Genomic DNA, 17,221 nt, shown 5'->3' on the forward strand with positions numbered 1-17,221 from the left:
ATACGGCTATCTACTGTCGGGTCTTCGGCCCGACGGTTCAGTCGTGCTGGTCACGCAGCGCTGTGTGGCCGAGAGGAGCGGTAGATGGATCTCCAGGACGTCGTAGCGGCGGGCGTGCTCGAGCAGCGAGAGCTGCTCGAACAAGGAGTCCTGTCTTCGCAGGAACTGGTCGCCGCCACGCTGACCGGCATCGACGCGGCCGCTGACCTCAATGCGTTCACTCAGGTGCGCCACGAGCAGGCCAGGGCCGAGGCCGTCGAACGGGACCGCGAGCGTGCCGCAGGCGGCGTCGGCCCGCTGCACGGCATCCCGATCGCGATCAAGGACGAGATCGACGTCGCCGGTCTGGTCACCACCTTCGGCACCCGGGCCAACTCGACGCCCGCCAAGGCCGACGCCGAGGTCGTGCGCCGGCTGCGGGCCGCGGGTGCCGTGATCGTCGGCAAGACCACGATGCCCGAATTCGGGCAGTGGCCGTTCACCGAGTCGAGCACCTACGGCGTGACCCGCAACCCCTGGGATCGGAACCACACGACCGGCGGTTCCAGCGGTGGCTCGGCGGCGGCGGTGGCGGCGGGCCTGGTCCCGGTCGCCATCGGCAGCGACGGTGGCGGCTCGATCCGGATTCCCTCGGCCTGCTGTGGACTGTTCGGCCTCAAGCCGCAGCGCGGGCGGGTGCCGGTCGCGCCGTTCGAGCATCTCTGGTGGTCGCTCGGGGTCACCGGGCCGTTGACGCGCGGCGTGCTGGACTCCGCAGTCGTGTACGACGTGATCCGCGGCAACACCCCCGATGACCGGTTCACCGCACCGGAGCCGGTGATGTCGTTCGAACAGGCCGCGCGGCAATCCAGCACCGGCCTGCGCATCGGCTACAGCACGAAATCGCCCAACGCACTGGCGAAACCGGATCCCGAGCACGTGCGCGCGGTGCACGACACCGCGAAACTGCTTGCCGACCTCGGCCATTCGGTGTTCGAGGTGGACCCGAACTACCCGGAATCACTGCAGGCCTTCTTTCCCCAGTTCTTCGGCGGCGTGCGCGACGAAGCTGATCATGTCGAGCATCCGGATCGCCTCGAACGCCGCACCCGCCAGACCGTCACGATGGGCACCTGGGCCCGGCGTCCGGTCGTCGAATGGGCCATCCGGCAGGGTGAAGCGTTGGCGCGCAAGGTCGATCGGGTTTTCGTCGACTGCGACCTGCTGCTCACCCCCACCCTCGCGGGCCGACCGCCGCGCATCGGCGCGCTCGATGGCGCGAGCACCGTTCGCGCCCAGCTCCGGTCCATTCCACTGGTGGCCTATACAACGCTGTGGAACGTGACCGGCCACCCGGCGGCGTCGCTGCCCGCGGGCGTCGGCGCGGACGGCCTGCCGCTCGCGGTTCAGCTGATCGGCCCGAGCAACGGCGAAACGACCATCCTCACGGTCGCGGCGCAACTGGAACAGGCCAGACCGCACGCCCGACCAGTGGTCTGAGACCAGGCGCGACGCTACAGTGGCCGATGTGACCGAATTGGACGATATCGCACCACGTTTCGTGGAGTTGGCGCACGGCATTGTCTGGTCCACCGTGTCGACGACCGATCCGGCGGGGCGCCCGCGCAGCCGCATCCTGCATCCGATCTGGCAGTGGGACGGGCAGGAGCTGACCGGGTGGATCGTCACCGGTAAGACTCGGCCCAAGGCGGCGCAGCTGGCACACAGTCCGTATGTGGCCTGCAACTACTGGGCGCCGACGCAAGACACGTGCCTCGCGGAATGCGCGGCCGAATGGGTCGACGACCCCGAGACGAAGACCACGGTGTGGGAACTTTTCCGGAGCACACCCGCACCGCTCGGCTACGACCCCGCCAGCCTCGGCATCCCCGGCTGGACCGGACCGGACTCGCCGCACGTCAGCGTGCTGCGGCTGCGTCCGTGGCGGCTGCGCGTGCTGCCGGGCGCAAACATCCGCAATGGGCTGCCTGCCACCTCGTGGCGCGCATAACAATAGCGAAACCCCCGTTCGGCGAATATCATTCATAAATAAGGCGGATTTACGAACAAGATTCTGTACGGTCGAGGTATGCGTAAGAGTGATTCACCCGGCGGCTCGACCCCTCCCGTGTCGCCGATCCACCCGCCGGCCGGCGTACCGATCGATGATATCGACCGAATCCTGCTCGACCAGCTCGCGCGGGACGGCCGGATGACGAACAACGCGCTCGCCGCCGCGGCGGGGATCGCGCCGTCCACCTGCCTCGGACGGGTGCGCGCACTGGTGGAACGCGGCGTGATTCGCGGGTTCCACGCCGATATCGATCCGGCCGCGCTCGGCCGGAGCCTGCAGGCCATGATCGCGGTGCGGTTGCGGGCCAGCGCACGCCAGCACCTGGCCGAATTCGGCGAGCAGATGTCGGAATTCGAGGAGGTGCTCAACGTGTACTTCATCGCGGGCGCCGACGACTACCTGATCCACGTGGCCACCTCGCACACCGACGAGCTGCGCCGCTTCGTGCTGAACAACCTGAGCGAGCATCCGGCGGTCGCCTCGACCGAGACGATCCTCATCTTCGAGCACATGCGGCCGCGGACGAATCCCACTACGTGACAAAGGCGGCCGACCCACGTGGGTCGGCCGCCTTTGCGAAACGTGTTACGCGGCCAGGCTTTCGGCCACGTAACCGTGCGCGGCCGCGACGGAAGCGGACAGCAGCACACCACCATGCGTACTGAGACCGTCCGCCAGGCCCTGGTCCTTGGCCACCGCCTCGCGCCAGCCGTGCTGGGCCAGCGAGACCACGTACGGCAGTGTGGCATTGGTGAGCGCGACGGTCGAGGTGTAAGGCACCGCGCCGGGCATGTTGGCGACGCAGTAGAACACCGACTCGTGCACCCGGTAGGTCGGGTCGGCGTGCGTGGTCGGCCGCGAATCGGCGAAGCAGCCGCCCTGGTCGATCGCGATATCGACCAGCACCGAACCCGGCTTCATCTGCGCGACAAGGTCATTGGAGACCAGCGTGGGCGCCTTCGCGCCGGGCACCAGCACCGCGCCGATCACCAGATCCGCTTCGCGCACGGCCTTTTCGACCTCGAGCCGGTTGGACATGATGGTGCGCACCTGACCCTTGTACTGCGCGTCGATCTCGCGCAGGCGGGCGATGTTCAGGTCGAGCACGGTCACCTCGGCGCGCATGCCGTGCGCGATGGCGATCGAGTTGCCGCCTGCGACACCGGCGCCGATCACGACCACGTTGGCGGGCGGGGTGCCGGGCACGCCGCCCATCAGCACGCCGCGGCCGCCGCCGTTGCGCATCAGGTGGTAGGCGCCGGCCTGCGGGGCCAGCCGGCCCGCGACCTCGCTCATCGGGGCCAGCAGCGGCAGCGAGCCGTCGCGGCCGGTGACCGTCTCGTAGGCGATCGAGGTGATGCCGGAGCTCAGCAGCGCGTCCGTGCACTCCTTGGACGCGGCGAGGTGCAGGTAGGTGAACAGCACCTGGCCCTCGCGCATGCGTGAATACTCCTCGGCGACCGGCTCTTTCACCTTGAGCACCAGTTCGGCGGTGCCCCAGACCTCGTCGGCGGTGTTCAGCACCCGCGCGCCCGCGACGGTGTATGCCTCGTCCTCGAACGCCGAGCCACGACCGGCACCGGACTCGATGTACACCTCGTGCCCGCGCGACACGAGCTCGTGCACACCGGCCGGGGTAATCGCGACCCGGTACTCGTGGTTCTTGACCTCGCGGGGGACCCCGATCTTCACCTGCGCTCCTGAATGTCGATGGATGTCGATAGTCGATCCGCATAATATGGACCGTTACTGCTAAAAGTATGAATATCCTGCGTGATCAGGTCTATATCTATGAAGATAATTCTTCAGATTGTAGATACAGTCGCCGAATCATCGGATCAGAGCCAGCTTGGATGCCCTCGCCCGCAAGATGTTCGACCGAGAAGCCTGGCGGTAACAAACCTCACAGTCGGTCGGCCGCCGATCGTGCCTAAGATACAACTTGTGTCTAAGACGTATTCATCAGCTGAGCAGGCCTATCGCGAGGTCAAGGAACGCATCCTGACCGGCACCTTGGCCGGTGGCGAGCTGATCAGCGAGGGCGAGATCGCCGCCGACCTCGGCACGTCGCGGACGCCGGTGCGCGAGGCGTTCCTGCGGCTGGAGACCGAAGGGTGGATGAAGCTCTACCCGAAGCGAGGCGCGCTGGTGGTACCGATCCCGCCGGACGAGGCCGAGCATGTCGCCTACGCCCGCTATGTGGTCGAGGCGGCCGCGGTGCGCGCGCTGGCCACGACCGATCGCACGGCGCTGACGTCGCTGTTCCGTTCGTCGCTCGACCGGCAGCGCGAGCTGGCCGCGGCCGGGGATCTCGACCAGTTCGCACTGGTGGACACCGACTTCCATCGCTCGTACGTGATCGCGGCGGGCAATCCGCTGCTGGCCGCCTTCTACGACTCGCTGCGCGAGCGGCAGCGGCGGATGAACAGCGTCGCGCTGCGCCGCGGCCCGATCGACATCGACCGGATCATCGAGCAGCACGCCCACCTGGCCGGGCTGATCGAAGCGGGCGAGGTGGACCGCTTCAGCACCGCCTTGGCCGAGCACCTCGCCGGCGTGCACCAACTAGAACTACGCGGACTGTGATGGCGACGCTGACCACCGCGGTCCGGCCCGCGCCCACCACGGTCAAATCGAAGGCGTGGTGGGGTGTCGCCGCCACGATGTTCGCGATCGCCTGGGGCGGCAACGAATTCACGCCGCTGCTGGTGATGTACAAGAACCACGGGCTGCCCGCCACCACGGTGGATCTGCTGCTGTTCTACTACGTCCTCGGCATCGTGCCCGCGCTGCTGATCGGCGGGCCGCTGTCGGATCGGTTCGGGCGTCGCGCGTTGCTGCGGCCCGCGCCGCTGATCAGCGCGGCGGGCTCGCTGCTGCTGGCGTTCGGGTCGGCGTCGGTGCCGGTGCTGTCCGCCGGACGAGTGCTGTGCGGGGTGGCGCTCGGGCTGGCGATGGCGGTGGGCAGCAGTTGGTTGAAGGAGCTCGCGCAACCGCCGTTCGGGCCCGCGCTGCCCGGCGGTACCGGGGCGCGGCGCTCGGCGATGAGCCTCACCGGCGGTTTCGCGGTCGGCGCGGGATTCGCCGGGGTGCTTGCCCAGTGGGCGCCATGGCCGAACACGCTCGCCTATCTGATCAACGTGACGCTATGTCTGGTCGCCGCACTATGGGTCGCTCGAGCACCGGAAACGGTACTCCCCCAAGAGAATCCGGGCCGGTTGATCGATGACCTGAAGGTGCCCGCGGCCGCGCACCGCCGCTTCCGTTGTGTGGCACTGCCGGTCGCGCTGTGGTTGTTCACCTCCGCCGGTACCGCGTACGCGATCATGCCGACGCTGATGGCGCCGCACATCCATGGCGCGCCGATCGCGTTCTCGGCGCTCGTCGGTGTCCTCACGCTGAGTTGCGGTTTCGCGATCCAGTCGGTGGCGCGGCGGATCGATAAGCCGGGCACCGCCCGCGCAGCCGTCGTCTCGCTGGTCTTCGTCACCTGCGGGATGGTCATGGCGGCTTGGGCTTCCGGTGCGCTGACACTCTGGGCGACGCTCACGACGGCCGTCGTGCTCGGCGCGGGATACGGCATCGGGCTGGTCGCCGGGCTCCAAGAGATCGAGCGGATCGCGCGCCCGGACGATCTGGCCGGACTGACCGCGGTGTTCTACTCGGTCAGCTACCTCGGCTTCGGCGTGCCCGCCCTGCTGTCGTTCCTGCATCAGCAGGTGAACTTCGGCTACCCGGCCATGTTCGCGGTCGCCGCACTCGCCGCGGCGGGCGGCTTGGGGCTCGTGATACGCGACTATCGCGCGTGATCGGCCGCGACGGCAAAATCAGTGGCGGCCCGCGAACTCCCGTTGCTACCGTTGCTGCCGCGCTGGTGGAAGCGCCCGAGCGATCGGTTACCGGGCCGACGGCCCAGGAAAGAGTGTCTATGCCCCGGATCGCGCCGAGCGCGCCTCACCGCGTCGAGTCGAACCGCATCGGTTCGTCCGCGCCCGCACAGCCAACCGCCGCTTAACCAAGCTCCGAGGCGCGCTCGGCCTGCTCCTGCTGTTACTGCATTCAGCCCTCAGCAAAGGAGTGATCCGGGTGTCAGACAACACCTCTCACAGTCCGAGCGCAGCACTGCGCACCGACACTTTCACCTGCGTCCGCTGCGGCCTCGCCGTGGCGGCGCTCGCGCCGGACAACAGCTGGCGCAACCACTGCCCGAGTTGCTTGAACTCGCGGCACACCCACGACCAGGTCGAGGGCGGCCCGTCCGACTGCCGCGCCAGAATGGCGCCGCTGTCGATCGCCGTGCTGCGCACCGGCGAATGGGCCGTGGTGCATCGCTGCACCCGCTGCCACGAGCTGGCGCTGCATCCGGTGTGTGGCGACGACAATCAGCTCATCCTGATGCGCATGGCGGTCCGGCCGCTGGCCGAACCACCGTTCCCGCTCGAAGTCTTCGGCGACCTGTAGGGGGTGCGACATGCCACGCAGAAAACCGGCGGGCCGCCGCCCACAACGCGCCAAGGACGTATTACACGGTCGCACAGGCGAATCCGGCGACGCGTTCCGCTGTATCGGGTGCCGGATGGATGTGCCGATCACCGCGCCTGGCACCGCCCACCGCAACCACTGCCCGCACTGCCTGACCAGTCGTCATGTGGACCGACGCGTCCCCGGCGACCGTGCCCAGCAGTGCCGCGGGCGGATGGACGCGGTGAGCATGTCCGCGCGGGACAACGGGGAATGGCAGCTGGTGCACCAATGCCTGGCCTGCGGTTCCGTCAAGGCGAATCGGATAGCGGGCGACGACAATGCCCTCGCATTGATGCGAATAGCGTTGCGTCCGTTGGCCGATCCGCGTATCGGACATCGCGCGCTGCTGGCGCTGTGACGGTTGTCCGGTGTCTACCGCGCGCTCGGTGGACACCGGATCTCCACCGGCTCAGGAGGATTCGCTGAGCAGTCCGGCCGGTCGGGTGTCGGCCTGGAGTGCGCGGCGCACGTGCGCGGCTTCCGCGTCCAGCGCGGCGGCCTGCAGGTAGGCGGCGGTGGTTTCGGCGAGCAGGGTGGTCCAGCGGGTGACGCGTTCGATGCGGTGGGCGAGTTCTCGTTCGGTCGCGGTGTCGTCGTCGCTCGCCGCCGCCTGTGCCGCGCGGAGCTTCTGCTCGGCCCGGAACTGGAGTTCGCGGCAGTGGTCGGGATCGAAGACCTCCGAGCGGATGTCGGCGGCTTCGGCTTCCAGTTCCGCGATGCGGGCCAGGCGTGGATCCGACTGGTCGATCGTTTCGTCCGGAGTCCACTCCTCCTCGGTGGATTCCCATGGCAGATCGAAGGTTTCGTCGTTCAGTGCCTTCTGCTCGAGGAACCGCCGATGGTCCTCCTCGGCCCACTCGAGGTAGTCCCGATACTCCGCCATGTCCGTGTCGGTGATCGGGCGATGCCGCGGATGGGCGGTCATCGACACCGCGATGCTGCCGTCCGCATAGCGGAGATTCACGGTGACGACGGTGACCGGGCGTGGTTCGGTTCGCTCCTCCACCCGCGCCATCATCACCTCGTAACGATGCTCCTCCACCGCACTGTCACACGCCTGCTCGAACACCCCGCACGCGATCTCGTAATGCTGGCCCGCGGTGCTACCAGTCAGCGGATGCGCCTCACCTAGGCGGGTCTCGCCCGATTCGACGGCCGCGCCGTCATGAACGACCTCCCAGGTGTAGGACTCGCCGACCTCGTCGGCGGACGTCCCCGACCGCGCCTCAGTGGTATCGCTGACGTCGTGCACAGTCCGCTCCCATCTCCTGGAACGTGGCGGGCGACCTGACTTCGCCGATGCCGTCCCGCCGGCGGTTTGCACGCCTATATTTCTCCATCCGCGCCCAGCACGCCAGCGGCAAATCTGGGGATCTAGTGCTGGACGGCCAGCCGGACGCCGAGCCCGATGAAGATCCCACCGGTGGCGACTTCGATCCGCCGCCGCGCGGCGTGCCGACGGCGCAGCCAGCCACCGATCCGCCCGGCGAGAACGCCGACCGCCCCGTCGACCAGGAACTCGAAGACGATCATGATCGCGCCGAGAATCACGAACTGCAGCCAGATCCGGCCGAGGCTCGGATCGATGAACTGTGGCAGGAAGGCGATCGTGAACGTCACCATCTTCGGATTCAGGAGATTGGTGAGCAGCCCGGACAAATACGCCTTCCGCCCGGAAACCCCCACCGCCTCGTCCTCCACCGGAAGGCCCGACCGCCGCCGAAGCGCTTGCACCCCAAGATAAATCAGATACGCGGCACCGAGCACCCGGACCACGGTGAAAGCCACCGGTACCGCGGCGAACAGCGCGGCCAGCCCGGCCGCCGCCACCGCGACATGGATCGCCTCGCTGGTCGCGACCCCGGCCGTGGCGAGCAGCCCGGCCCGCGCACCACCACGCATCCCGCAACCGAGAACAAAGAACATGTCCGGGCCCGGAATGATCATCGCGAGGAACGTGGTCGCCACGAAGGCGAGAAGAAGATTGTGGTCGACCGGCATCGACCGATTCTCGCAGCACAGTTCATATCCGGCTACCCAATATCGACCGTGTGGTCGACCGCGATGTCACCGAGCGACAGACAATATCGCGACGATATAGGTGGTATCTCGACCGTTCTGCACGCAGTGATGCTGGTCGCGTTCAACGAATCCGAGTCGGCGAACCAACTTTCTGCTCCGCAGGTTCCAGGCTTGGATGGCCGCGCGGATCGGCGTCGCTGGATTGTCTCGGCGCAAGTATTCGAGCACGGTGCCGCCGAAGTCCATGCCGTGACCTTTGCCGACCCATCGCGGATCCATGCCCACCCCGAGGTCGATCACATCGGGTTCCGCATCGAGGCCGGGAACTCGCGCTTCTGCTCCGGTGCAGAAGAATCCGACGATCCGGCCGGTGTCGCCGTCGGCCACGGCCGTGTACCCGTCCGCGGCATTCGGCGGGTCATCGGCAGCGGCGAGGTCATAGATCGCCCATGGACCGTCGTACTGCCAGCTCGCCACCTGGTGAGCGTCGCTGCGGGTCAGGGGACGCACTATCAGGCGATCGGGCCATCCATCATGCATTTCGCCATCGTCTCGCAATTGCCTGTTGGGGTCGAAGCAGTTTCGTGCTCACTGCGATCGCGGGTCAGCGGTTGGCGGCGGGAACGTCAGGTGGAAGACGGTGCCGCCGCCGGGGGCTGGTTCGGCGGTGGGGGTGGCGCCATGTAGATCGGCTACCTGTTTGACGATGGCCAGTCCTAGGCCGTGGCCGGGTTTGGTGCGGGCGGTAGTGGAACGGTAGAAGCGGTCGAAGATGTGGGGAAGGTCGGCGGGTGGGATGCCGGGGCCGTGGTCGCGGACTGTCAGATCGTGGTGATGGAGGGTGACGTGGATAACGCCTTGGGGTGGGCTGAATTTGGCGGCGTTGTCGAGCAGGTTGGTGATGGCGCGGGTGAGGCGGGCCGGTACGCCGCAGATGGTGGTCGGATCCAGTTCGGACTCGAACATCATTGTGGGCCAATGACGTTCGGCGGTACGGAGACAGTCGGCGACGAGTAGGTCGAGGCGTAGGTCTTCGAGCGATTCCGCGGTGGCGGAGGGGTCGTCGGCGCGGGCCAGATCGATGAGATCGGTTACCAGGCCGGAGAGTTCGTCGGACTGGGTGCGTAGCGCGGAGGCGGTGGCGTCCAGTTGTTCGGTGCTGAGGCGGGAGGCTCGGCGGAGTAGGTCGATGTTGGTGCGGAGGGCGGTGAGTGGGGTGCGGAGTTCGTGGGAGGCGTCGGCGATCAGGCGGTGCTGGGCGGCGCGGGAGTTGCGTTCGGCGGTGAGGGCCTGGTCGAGTTCGTCGAGCATGGTGTTGAAACTGGTTGCCAGGCTTTGGAGTTCGTTGGGGCCGGTGATGGCGATGTGGTGGCGGGGGTTGCGGGTGTCGGCGATGCGTTCGGCGGCGGCGGTCAGGGTGGTGACGGGCGCTACGGCTCGGCGGGCGACGATGAGGCCCGCGGCGATGGCGAGCAGGGTGCCGGTTGCCGCTGCGGCGAGGAGGGCGTAGGCGACGCGGCGGAGGCTGGTGTCGATCGGGTCGGCGCGCTGGGCGATCTGGACTGCGGTGCCGGAACGTAGTGGGGCGGTGTACATCCGGAGTGGGTAGCCATCAAGGCCGATATCGGTGAAGAACGCCGACCGGGTGCCTGCCGCGACCGCTCTGGTGGCGGAGTCGACGGGCAGTGGCTGGTTCGGGTCGTGCTCGGATTCGATGTGGCCGTCGGCGGCGACGACCTGGACGCAACTGGGCGCGGTCAAGTATCGGCAGGGTCCCGAGGCGGTGGCGACGTCGGCATCCGTGCCGATGGTGCGGCTGATGCGGGTCGCCTCCCGGCGCAGGCCGAGGTCGAGGGAGCTGTCGAGTTCGTGGGCGACCACGGCGTAGGCGGCCAGGCCCATGCCCGCCAGCGCGAGTGCGATGGCGGCAACACAGAAGAGCGCGATGCGGGCGCGCAGCGAGCCCGGCAGCCTCACGGCGGGGCCAGCCGGTAACCGATGCCGCGCAGGGTGTGGATGAGCCGGGGTTCGTGGCCGGCCTCGAGTTTGCGGCGCAGGTAGCGGATGTAGACCTCGAGCGAGTTCGACGTCGAGCCGAGGCCGGCGCCCCAGACGCGTTCGATGAGCGTCTCGCGCGGCAACGCCTGGCCCTCGTTGCGCAGCAGCACCTCGAGCAACGCGAACTCGGTGCGGCTGAGTTCGACGAGGCGGGTGCCGCGGCGGACCTCGTGGGCGGTGGTGTCCAGCACGAGATCCGCGCAGGACAGGACCGCGCCGTCGTCGGGGTAGGTGCGCCGGACCAGCGCGCGCACCCGGGCGAGCAGTTCATCCAGGTCGAACGGTTTGACCAGGTAGTCGTCCGCGCCGGCGTCGAGTCCGTCAACCCGATCGGCGACCGCGTCCCGCGCGGTGAGCATCAGGATCGGCGTGCGGTCCCCGCGCGCCCGCAGCCGTCGGCAGGCCGTCAGCCCATCCATGAACGGCATCAGCACATCCAGCAGCACCACCTCCGGCTGCCACCGCTCGATCTCGGCGAGCGCGGCGGCACCGTCGCCCGCGGCGCGGGTCTCGTAGCCCTCGCTGTCCATCGCGCGCACCAGTGCCGCACGGACCGCGTCCTCGTCATCCACCACCAAAACGCGCATCTTTCGGATACTACGGATCGGATCCGCGCAGGCCCGGGACCCGACGTCGTCTCATCGAACTCTCATCCGGCTCCGGAACCGTGCCCGGCATGAGACGTCGGAGCATCGAGCGAGGGATCGCCCTCACCACCGTGGCACTGATCGCGGGCCTCACCAGCACGGCCTGCGACAGCGACACCGCGAGCACGCGACCGGAGCAGCGCGGCAACCACGTGCTGGTGCCGATCAGCGGCGGCCAGGCGGACGTGGACACGGCATCGCTGTCGATCACCGGCGTCACCGGCGACGGAACGCGCATCGCGATCTCCGACACCGCGGTGGGTGACCTCGGCACGGCGGGCCCCATTCGGATCAGCGGCGATCTGGCGACGTGGACGTATCCCGACAAGGGACTGACCGTCGCCGCCGACGCCGCCGACGGCCGGCTGCGGGTCGTCCTGCACAGCGACCGCGACGAGCGGCTGGCTTGGCCGGTGACCGGCACCGACCCCGCCACCACGGCACTGCAGCTGCCGCGCGGCGAGGGCCTGTCGTTGCCGGTGACCGATCCGTTCTGGAACTCCCCCGACGCCGCACTCGTCGACAGCCCTTTGGACCTCAGCTACGCACTCACAATGCCGTTCTGGGGCAACAGTATTGGCCGGCGGGGCGTCAGCTACCTCACGCCGACCGACATCGGCACCACCCTGACCGTCACATCGCGTGACGGGAAACTGCGGGCACGGGCCGAACACGACTTCGACGCCAGGGCCGACACCCGCACCTACCAGGTGTCCTTCGCTCTCACCGATTCGTCTCCGGTGGCCGCGGCCGAGGACTACCGCGCGTGGCTGATCCAGCACGGCCAGTTCCGATCGCTGGCGGACAAGATCCGGCAGAATCCCTCGATCACCAAGCTGCTCGGCGCTTTCCACGCCTATGTGTGGGGCGATGGACGAGCACCGGAGGCGGTGCGGCGGATGCGTGAGCTCGGGCTGAGCCGAATGTGGTTGGGCGATGGCGCCGGCGGTGAGCCGATGTCACGCGCGACCATCGACGCCGCCACGCAGGCGGGATACCTTGCGGGACCCTACGATACGTACTACAACGCCCAAGACCCGGCGACCGCCGACGGTCCCGAGTCGATCTGGCCCGACGGCGTGTGGCCGACCGGTTGCGTCCACGACGCGGCCGGGGCCCCGGAGGCCGGTTTCCACGACCGCGGCTGCTACCTCAGTTCCGAAGCGCTGGCACGGAATCCGCGACTGCTCGAGGACCGGTACACGACCGTGACCGCCAACGGCGCCACCACGTACTTCCTCGACGTCGATGCCTCGGGTGAATTCTTCGACGATTACAGCCCCGGCCATCCGATGAATCAGGCGCGCGATCGCGACAACCGGCTCGCACGGATGCGGCGGCTCGCCGAAGACCGCAAGCAGGTGCTCGGATCGGAGTCCGCGGGCTCCTGGGCCAGCACGGTGGTCGCGTTCAGCCACGGCTCACAGACTCCCGTCTCCGATCTGCTGTGGAAGTCCGAGCGCGACAAGGAAACCTGGGGCGCCTGGACCCCGGAGCGCGCCCCGCGGTTCTTCTTCCAGCCCGCCGAGCTACCCGCCGCCGCGGCCAAGGCCATGTTCGACCCGGCCTACCGAGTCCCGCTGTACGAAACAGTCCTGCACGACTCGGTGGTCAACTTGGACCGCTGGGAACTCCCGTACTACAAACTGCCGCAACAACAAACGATGCGAGCACTGACCGCGATCCTGAACAACACCCCGCTGAACTTTGTGCTCGACCAAGCGCAGCTCACCACGCACGGACCCGAAATCGCCCGCCTGCAACAGTATTTCGCACCACTACACGAGGCGGCAGGCACCGCACCGATGACCGGCTTCCAGTGGCTCACCGAGGACCACCTGGTGCAGCGCAGCACCTTCGGCGACGGGAAGCTGACCGTCACCGCCAACTTCGGCTCGCAAACCTACGGTGATCTCGCACCGGGTTGCGTCGACGCGAAACTCGCGACCGACAGCACTCCGAGGCGACTCTGCCCCGGAAAGTAACCCGCATGACAAGCGGAGATACAAATAGACTGAGCGGCATCGGCATCCGAGGCCGGCAACCTTTGTGCGACAAAAGGACTATTTCGACCGGCCGGTCGGCATTGACCTGCCCAAGGTCCTATGGGCTTGTGGTGCCCGAAGTCTGCGCATTACGATTTATTCATGGAGGGAACCGGGGGGTTTACGGAATCGTCGAATAGCGTTTTCGTCGTTCCGGACGAGGTCAGCGCATTCGGGCGCAACGTCTACGACATCGCGAATGTCCTGCATTCAGCTCTCGATTCGGCGGCCAAGGATGTCGACGAGCTGCTGTCGCAGCGATGGTCCGGCGCCGCGGCGGACGAATTCGCGGACGGCTGGCGCGAAGCTCAGGACGCCGGACTGCGGATCGCGCGCACATTGACCGATATGGCCGCACAGTTAGGTGTCAGTGCGGACAACTACCGGAGCAATGACAGCGGCAGCGCGAGCAAATTCACGGAGCTGTAGATATGAGTTCGGAATTCAAGGTCGATCTGGATCATCTGGACCATGTTGTCGGTCGGCTCAACGCCTTGGCCGGGTTCGTCCATGATCACTTGGACCACCTCGACGAAGGAGTGGCCGCATTGCCCGGCAGCTGGGAGAGTATCGGCTCGCGGGCATACACCGACGCCCACCGCAAATGGGCCTCCGACGCAAGGGAATTCGCCGATGGCGTGGCCGAGATGAGTGCCGCCGCCCGGGCGGCCCATCGCGGGTATACCGGCGCGCTGCACGCCAATCGCCGCATGCTGCGCGGAGGGTAGTCGATGCCTCCAGCAGACACCGCGCTGATCGTCGATGCCAAGGTCTACTACGCCGCTGCCAAGAAACTGACTATGCTACGGGATGACTTGAAAAAGGCCGTTTCCGGGATCTTGGTTCCCGGGCTGAGTGCGACCGGCGGAATGGCCGGGACCTTCCCGGCCAACAGCGGCTGGTCTTCGGCGTACACGAAGTTGAGCGGTGACATCCGCGACGCGACGATTGCGTGCGCGAAATCGCTCGACCATTTCGGCGATGTGCTCGATATCGCCGGATACAACTGGGAGACGGCCGAATACAACAGCGCGGGCCCGGAACATCGCGCGGGGCCAGCACCGGTCGCGCCCGTTCCGTCGACGACGATGCCGATCAGCGAAGGCGATTTTCCTGCCGTGCCTGCGCCGAATCACGACAACGGACCCGGAATTCTGTTGGCGCCGAGCCCGGCCGGCATCCCGACGACCGTGCCGAACGGCCGGACCGACCTGCTCGACGCGGCCGCCAGCACCTGGGATGCGTTCGCGAAGTCCGAGCTCGACCTGGCCGGGCTGCGGCAAGTGGCCGAGAGTTTTGCTGCCATCAGTGCTCCCGAGGTCCCCGACATCGTCGAAGGGTTGTATGCGCTGCTGGACGGGATCGGCGATCTCTTCACCGGCGCCGGCCTGCTCGGCAACGCGGCGCGCGGATACCACGCCGGCCTCGTCGAGCTCAGAACGAGACTCGTAGCTGCTGGGCCCCAAGCATTTCCCAGCGCGAGCAAGATCGATGCGACGATCGAGAACAGCGCGGTGAGTTTCTCGGTCGACATGGTGACTCTGCTCGATCTGTATGGCGCGGAGCAAGTTTTCGACAATGTATTCTCGGCCAGCCCGCTGAACGGGATACTGGCAAACCCTGACTTCTACGGGCTCCATACCCTCGACGGCCTCGCGAAAATGGAGGCGCTGGCACGGTTGCCGCTTCTCGTCGAATCCGGAAATCCGAACGACAACACCGCGCTCCACGGGGAATTGGACAAACTCGCGAAATGGGAGGGTCCGGTGCCGACCCTGACAGCCATGGATCTCCAAGCACTGGACAAGTACGGTCCGCAGATGAAGTATTGGGCCCTCCTTGCCGTGAAGTACGGCAGGGAGGCCGGGATCGATCCGCGCCTGGTGCTTGCCATGGTGCTACAAGAGGGCGCGCCCCTGCGGACCGGCCTGGAGTCCGGCCTTTACAACGCATTGCAGGATCCGTCGACCTATCACCCCAACCCGGCCGGCCCCGCCGCCGGGAAAATGTGGGATGAGCTGCGGGTGCTCGGCTCCATGGCCCACATCGACAAGCACGGTGCGGGTAATTCGATCGGCCTGACCAATCAGAAAATAGCCCCGTTCAACGAGGTCAAGGCCAAATACCCGGACAAGTTCCAGGGAAAGGAGTGGACCGATCTGATCGGGAACGATGATCTGGCGGTCAAAGCGGCTGCCTACAACCTGCGAATGCTCAAGGACGACGCGGCATCCCACGCCACGCCGGAAGTACGGGCGAGTCAACCGTTGGACCAGTTCCTCGGATCAAGCTATAACGCAGGCGGAGTAGTCGCACGGTCGCGAGGCGTCGCCGACGGGGGCGATACATTTCTGTCGAACGAGGAAGAGCACGGCCGGAGCACCGTCAATGTTGTCGCACTCGCGAACGAAATCCTGGTTGGCAGTGGGGCTTTCCGGTAAGGATTCAATGAGCCGGTGCCCGCGCGGGGTGCGCTACGAAGACAAGGGACCCGGCGCCCCTCCGGCTCCGGGTCCCTCGCACCGACCGTGGCCGGTCAGGCAGGCGTGAATCGCGTTGGGAGGGACTCCAGTCCGCGGATCACGACGTTCGGCTTGTACGGCGGGGTGTCGGTGAGCAGGTCGATGTCTTTGACCTTGCGCAGCAACACCTCCAGGAGCACCTCCATCTCCAGCAGGGCCAGCGGCGCGCCCAGGCAGTAGTGGATGCCGAGGCTGAAGCCGAGGTGCTTCTTGGCCGGGTTCTTCGGGTCGGAGTAGCGGGCGACGTCGACCCGGTCGGAGTCGAGGTAGGCGGCGTCGTCGCGGTTGGCCGAATTGATCAGCACCACAACGCCTTCACCGGTCTCGAAGTCGTGGCCCGCCACGGTGATCGGCCGGGTGGCGGCCCGGGTGGTGATCTGTACCGACGGCTCCAGCCGAAGCAGTTCGTCCGGTGCCGAGGCACACAGTTCGGGACGCGCTCGCAGTGCGGCGATCTGGTCCGGATTGCGCATCAGCTGCAGCAGGCCGGTGCCGACCAGGTTCGCCGTGGTCTCGTGGCCCGCCACGAAGGTGGTGATGCAGGTGGCCAGCAGCTCCTGCTCGGTGAGCACATCGCCGCGATCCTCGACCTGGGACAGCACGCTGAGCAGGTCGTCCTTCGGGTCCTTGCGCCGCTCGTTGAGCAGTTCCCGGAAGTAGCCCATGAAGCCGCGCGATCCGGCGCTGCGCGCCTGCAACGCTTCCTCGGGCAACGTGTAGTCGTGGTCGAACCCGCGCGCCAGGTCCTGCGACCACTGGTGCACCTGGCCGTAGGCCTCCTTCGGCACACCGATCAGCTCGCAGGCGATGATCAACGGCAGCGGGTAGGCGATGAACTCGATGAGATCGAATTCGCCTGCCTCCAGGGCCTTGTCGACGAGTTGCTCGGTGAGCTCCTCGATGCGCGGCCGCAGCCTGGTCACCATGCGCGGGGTGAAGCCCTTGGTCACCAGGTTGCGCAGCCGGGTGTGGTCCGGCGGCTCCATCCAGAGGAACGAGGTGGGCAGCTCCTCGGGCGCGTCCTCCGGCGACACTGTGGGATGCATCATCGCGGCCTCTTCCGCGTGACTCCACGCGGTCGTCGAGAGCACGGCGACGCAGTCGTCGTAGCGGGTCAGCAGGCGATGACCGAGCGGGGTCTGGTGCACCCGGCCCGCCTCCCGCAAGACGCGGGCGGGGGTGTACGGGTCGGCTCTGCCTTCAGGGCCGAACAAGTGGGCGATCGCGGTCTGTACGGAATCCTGTTCCGCGACAGCCGTGCTCGCGTGCGACGAGTCCATGTCGAGTTGGTCCCTCCTGTGCGGTGCACCGGCGTGCTGCCGGTGCTGCCGGTCGTTCGGAATGCTCAGC

The 17,221-nt window shown here is 67.2% G+C and carries 18 protein-coding genes; 11 read left to right on the forward strand and 7 right to left on the reverse strand.

Annotation, left to right across the window (positions count from 1 at the left end; all coding sequences use genetic code 11):
* Nucleotides 1-84 precede the first annotated feature (84 nt).
* From ACFWF1_RS07175 to ACFWF1_RS07185, 3 genes are all read left to right on the forward strand, one after another.
* Nucleotides 85-1,479 (forward strand): amidase, encoded by a 1,395-nt coding sequence (locus tag ACFWF1_RS07175; protein WP_379286184.1) that lies wholly within the window; start codon nucleotides 85-87, stop codon nucleotides 1,477-1,479.
* A 28-nt stretch (nucleotides 1,480-1,507) separates the two neighbouring features.
* A complete protein-coding gene (locus tag ACFWF1_RS07180; RefSeq protein WP_379286186.1) occupies nucleotides 1,508-1,990 on the forward strand; it encodes a pyridoxamine 5'-phosphate oxidase family protein in 483 nt (160 codons plus the stop codon).
* 78 nt (nucleotides 1,991-2,068) lie between these two features.
* Nucleotides 2,069-2,593, forward strand: coding sequence for an Lrp/AsnC family transcriptional regulator (locus tag ACFWF1_RS07185; RefSeq protein WP_357384102.1), 525 nt, complete (start codon nucleotides 2,069-2,071; stop codon nucleotides 2,591-2,593).
* Nucleotides 2,594-2,638: 45 nt separating this feature from the next.
* Here ACFWF1_RS07185 and ald read toward each other — a convergent pair whose 3' ends face one another.
* Nucleotides 2,639-3,745 (reverse strand): alanine dehydrogenase, encoded by a 1,107-nt coding sequence (gene ald, locus ACFWF1_RS07190; protein ID WP_379286188.1) that lies wholly within the window; start codon nucleotides 3,743-3,745, stop codon nucleotides 2,639-2,641.
* Nucleotides 3,746-3,997: 252 nt separating this feature from the next.
* Between ald and ACFWF1_RS07195 the strand changes: the two genes are divergently transcribed.
* The 4 genes from ACFWF1_RS07195 (at nucleotide 3,998) to ACFWF1_RS07210 (ending at nucleotide 6,935) form a co-directional block, all read left to right on the forward strand.
* On the forward strand, nucleotides 3,998-4,639 hold the full coding sequence (locus ACFWF1_RS07195; RefSeq protein WP_379286190.1) for a GntR family transcriptional regulator: 642 nt from the start codon (nucleotides 3,998-4,000) through the stop codon (nucleotides 4,637-4,639).
* Nucleotides 4,639-5,862 (forward strand): MFS transporter, encoded by a 1,224-nt coding sequence (locus tag ACFWF1_RS07200; RefSeq protein ID WP_379286192.1) that lies wholly within the window; start codon nucleotides 4,639-4,641, stop codon nucleotides 5,860-5,862. Before ACFWF1_RS07195 ends, ACFWF1_RS07200 begins: the two co-directional genes overlap by 1 nt.
* Nucleotides 5,863-6,139: 277 nt before the next feature.
* Nucleotides 6,140-6,514 (forward strand): RNHCP domain-containing protein, encoded by a 375-nt coding sequence (locus ACFWF1_RS07205; protein ID WP_379286193.1) that lies wholly within the window; start codon nucleotides 6,140-6,142, stop codon nucleotides 6,512-6,514.
* Nucleotides 6,515-6,524: 10 nt separating this feature from the next.
* Nucleotides 6,525-6,935 carry an RNHCP domain-containing protein gene (locus ACFWF1_RS07210; RefSeq protein ID WP_379286194.1) on the forward strand — a complete coding sequence of 137 codons (411 nt, stop codon included), beginning with the start codon at nucleotides 6,525-6,527 and terminating at the stop codon, nucleotides 6,933-6,935.
* Between the two features lie 51 nt (nucleotides 6,936-6,986).
* Here ACFWF1_RS07210 and ACFWF1_RS07215 read toward each other — a convergent pair whose 3' ends face one another.
* The 5 genes from ACFWF1_RS07215 to ACFWF1_RS07235 form a co-directional block, all read right to left on the reverse strand.
* A complete protein-coding gene (locus tag ACFWF1_RS07215; RefSeq protein WP_379286196.1) occupies nucleotides 6,987-7,829 on the reverse strand; it encodes a hypothetical protein in 843 nt (280 codons plus the stop codon).
* 122 nt (nucleotides 7,830-7,951) lie between these two features.
* Nucleotides 7,952-8,578 (reverse strand): LysE family translocator, encoded by a 627-nt coding sequence (locus ACFWF1_RS07220; protein ID WP_379286198.1) that lies wholly within the window; start codon nucleotides 8,576-8,578, stop codon nucleotides 7,952-7,954.
* A gap of 66 nt (nucleotides 8,579-8,644) precedes the next feature.
* Entirely contained in the window at nucleotides 8,645-9,139 is a 495-nt protein-coding gene (locus ACFWF1_RS07225; protein WP_379286200.1) for a GNAT family N-acetyltransferase, read from the reverse strand.
* 48 nt (nucleotides 9,140-9,187) lie between these two features.
* Entirely contained in the window at nucleotides 9,188-10,576 is a 1,389-nt protein-coding gene (locus tag ACFWF1_RS07230; protein ID WP_379286202.1) for an ATP-binding protein, read from the reverse strand.
* Nucleotides 10,573-11,244: a response regulator transcription factor gene (locus ACFWF1_RS07235; RefSeq protein ID WP_379286204.1), complete on the reverse strand. Its 672-nt coding sequence runs from the start codon at nucleotides 11,242-11,244 to the stop codon at nucleotides 10,573-10,575. Before ACFWF1_RS07235 ends, ACFWF1_RS07230 begins: the two co-directional genes overlap by 4 nt.
* Nucleotides 11,245-11,333: 89 nt before the next feature.
* Here ACFWF1_RS07235 and ACFWF1_RS07240 point away from each other — a divergent pair, with 89 nt between their 5' ends.
* From ACFWF1_RS07240 to ACFWF1_RS07255, 4 genes are all read left to right on the forward strand, one after another.
* A complete protein-coding gene (locus ACFWF1_RS07240) occupies nucleotides 11,334-13,289 on the forward strand; it encodes a glycoside hydrolase (RefSeq protein WP_379286206.1) in 1,956 nt (651 codons plus the stop codon).
* A 162-nt stretch (nucleotides 13,290-13,451) separates the two neighbouring features.
* Nucleotides 13,452-13,778 (forward strand): WXG100 family type VII secretion target, encoded by a 327-nt coding sequence (locus ACFWF1_RS07245; protein ID WP_379286208.1) that lies wholly within the window; start codon nucleotides 13,452-13,454, stop codon nucleotides 13,776-13,778.
* Between the two features lie 2 nt (nucleotides 13,779-13,780).
* Complete coding sequence (locus tag ACFWF1_RS07250) at nucleotides 13,781-14,077, forward strand: WXG100 family type VII secretion target (RefSeq protein WP_379286210.1); 297 nt, start codon at nucleotides 13,781-13,783, stop codon at nucleotides 14,075-14,077.
* A 3-nt stretch (nucleotides 14,078-14,080) separates the two neighbouring features.
* Nucleotides 14,081-15,790: a hypothetical protein gene (locus ACFWF1_RS07255; RefSeq protein ID WP_379286212.1), complete on the forward strand. Its 1,710-nt coding sequence runs from the start codon at nucleotides 14,081-14,083 to the stop codon at nucleotides 15,788-15,790.
* A gap of 95 nt (nucleotides 15,791-15,885) precedes the next feature.
* Here the strand turns inward: ACFWF1_RS07255 and ACFWF1_RS07260 are convergent, their stop codons facing one another.
* Nucleotides 15,886-17,151: a cytochrome P450 gene (locus tag ACFWF1_RS07260; RefSeq protein ID WP_379286214.1), complete on the reverse strand. Its 1,266-nt coding sequence runs from the start codon at nucleotides 17,149-17,151 to the stop codon at nucleotides 15,886-15,888.
* Between the last annotated feature and the right edge of the window lie 70 nt (nucleotides 17,152-17,221).

Source organism: Nocardia sp. NPDC060255 (assembly GCF_042727395.1).
In the GTDB taxonomy this organism is placed as follows: Bacteria; Actinomycetota; Actinomycetes; order Mycobacteriales; family Mycobacteriaceae; genus Nocardia.

Excerpts from the sequence above, each read along its gene's own strand:
- ACFWF1_RS07200 (WP_379286192.1), top strand. The coding sequence starts at position 4,639 with ATGGCGACGCTGACCACCGCGGTCCGGCCCGCGCCCACCACGGTCAAA.
- ACFWF1_RS07250 (WP_379286210.1), top strand. The coding sequence starts at position 13,781 with ATGAGTTCGGAATTCAAGGTCGATCTGGATCATCTGGACCATGTTGTC.
- ACFWF1_RS07240 (WP_379286206.1), top strand. The coding sequence starts at position 11,334 with ATGAGACGTCGGAGCATCGAGCGAGGGATCGCCCTCACCACCGTGGCA.
- ACFWF1_RS07260 (WP_379286214.1), bottom strand. The coding sequence starts at position 17,151 with ATGGACTCGTCGCACGCGAGCACGGCTGTCGCGGAACAGGATTCCGTA.
- ACFWF1_RS07235 (WP_379286204.1), bottom strand. The coding sequence starts at position 11,244 with ATGCGCGTTTTGGTGGTGGATGACGAGGACGCGGTCCGTGCGGCACTG.
- ACFWF1_RS07255 (WP_379286212.1), top strand. The coding sequence starts at position 14,081 with ATGCCTCCAGCAGACACCGCGCTGATCGTCGATGCCAAGGTCTACTAC.
- ACFWF1_RS07225 (WP_379286200.1), bottom strand. The coding sequence starts at position 9,139 with ATGCATGATGGATGGCCCGATCGCCTGATAGTGCGTCCCCTGACCCGC.
- ACFWF1_RS07245 (WP_379286208.1), top strand. The coding sequence starts at position 13,452 with ATGGAGGGAACCGGGGGGTTTACGGAATCGTCGAATAGCGTTTTCGTC.
- ACFWF1_RS07220 (WP_379286198.1), bottom strand. The coding sequence starts at position 8,578 with ATGCCGGTCGACCACAATCTTCTTCTCGCCTTCGTGGCGACCACGTTC.
- ACFWF1_RS07210 (WP_379286194.1), top strand. The coding sequence starts at position 6,525 with ATGCCACGCAGAAAACCGGCGGGCCGCCGCCCACAACGCGCCAAGGAC.
- ACFWF1_RS07175 (WP_379286184.1), top strand. The coding sequence starts at position 85 with ATGGATCTCCAGGACGTCGTAGCGGCGGGCGTGCTCGAGCAGCGAGAG.
- ACFWF1_RS07185 (WP_357384102.1), top strand. The coding sequence starts at position 2,069 with ATGCGTAAGAGTGATTCACCCGGCGGCTCGACCCCTCCCGTGTCGCCG.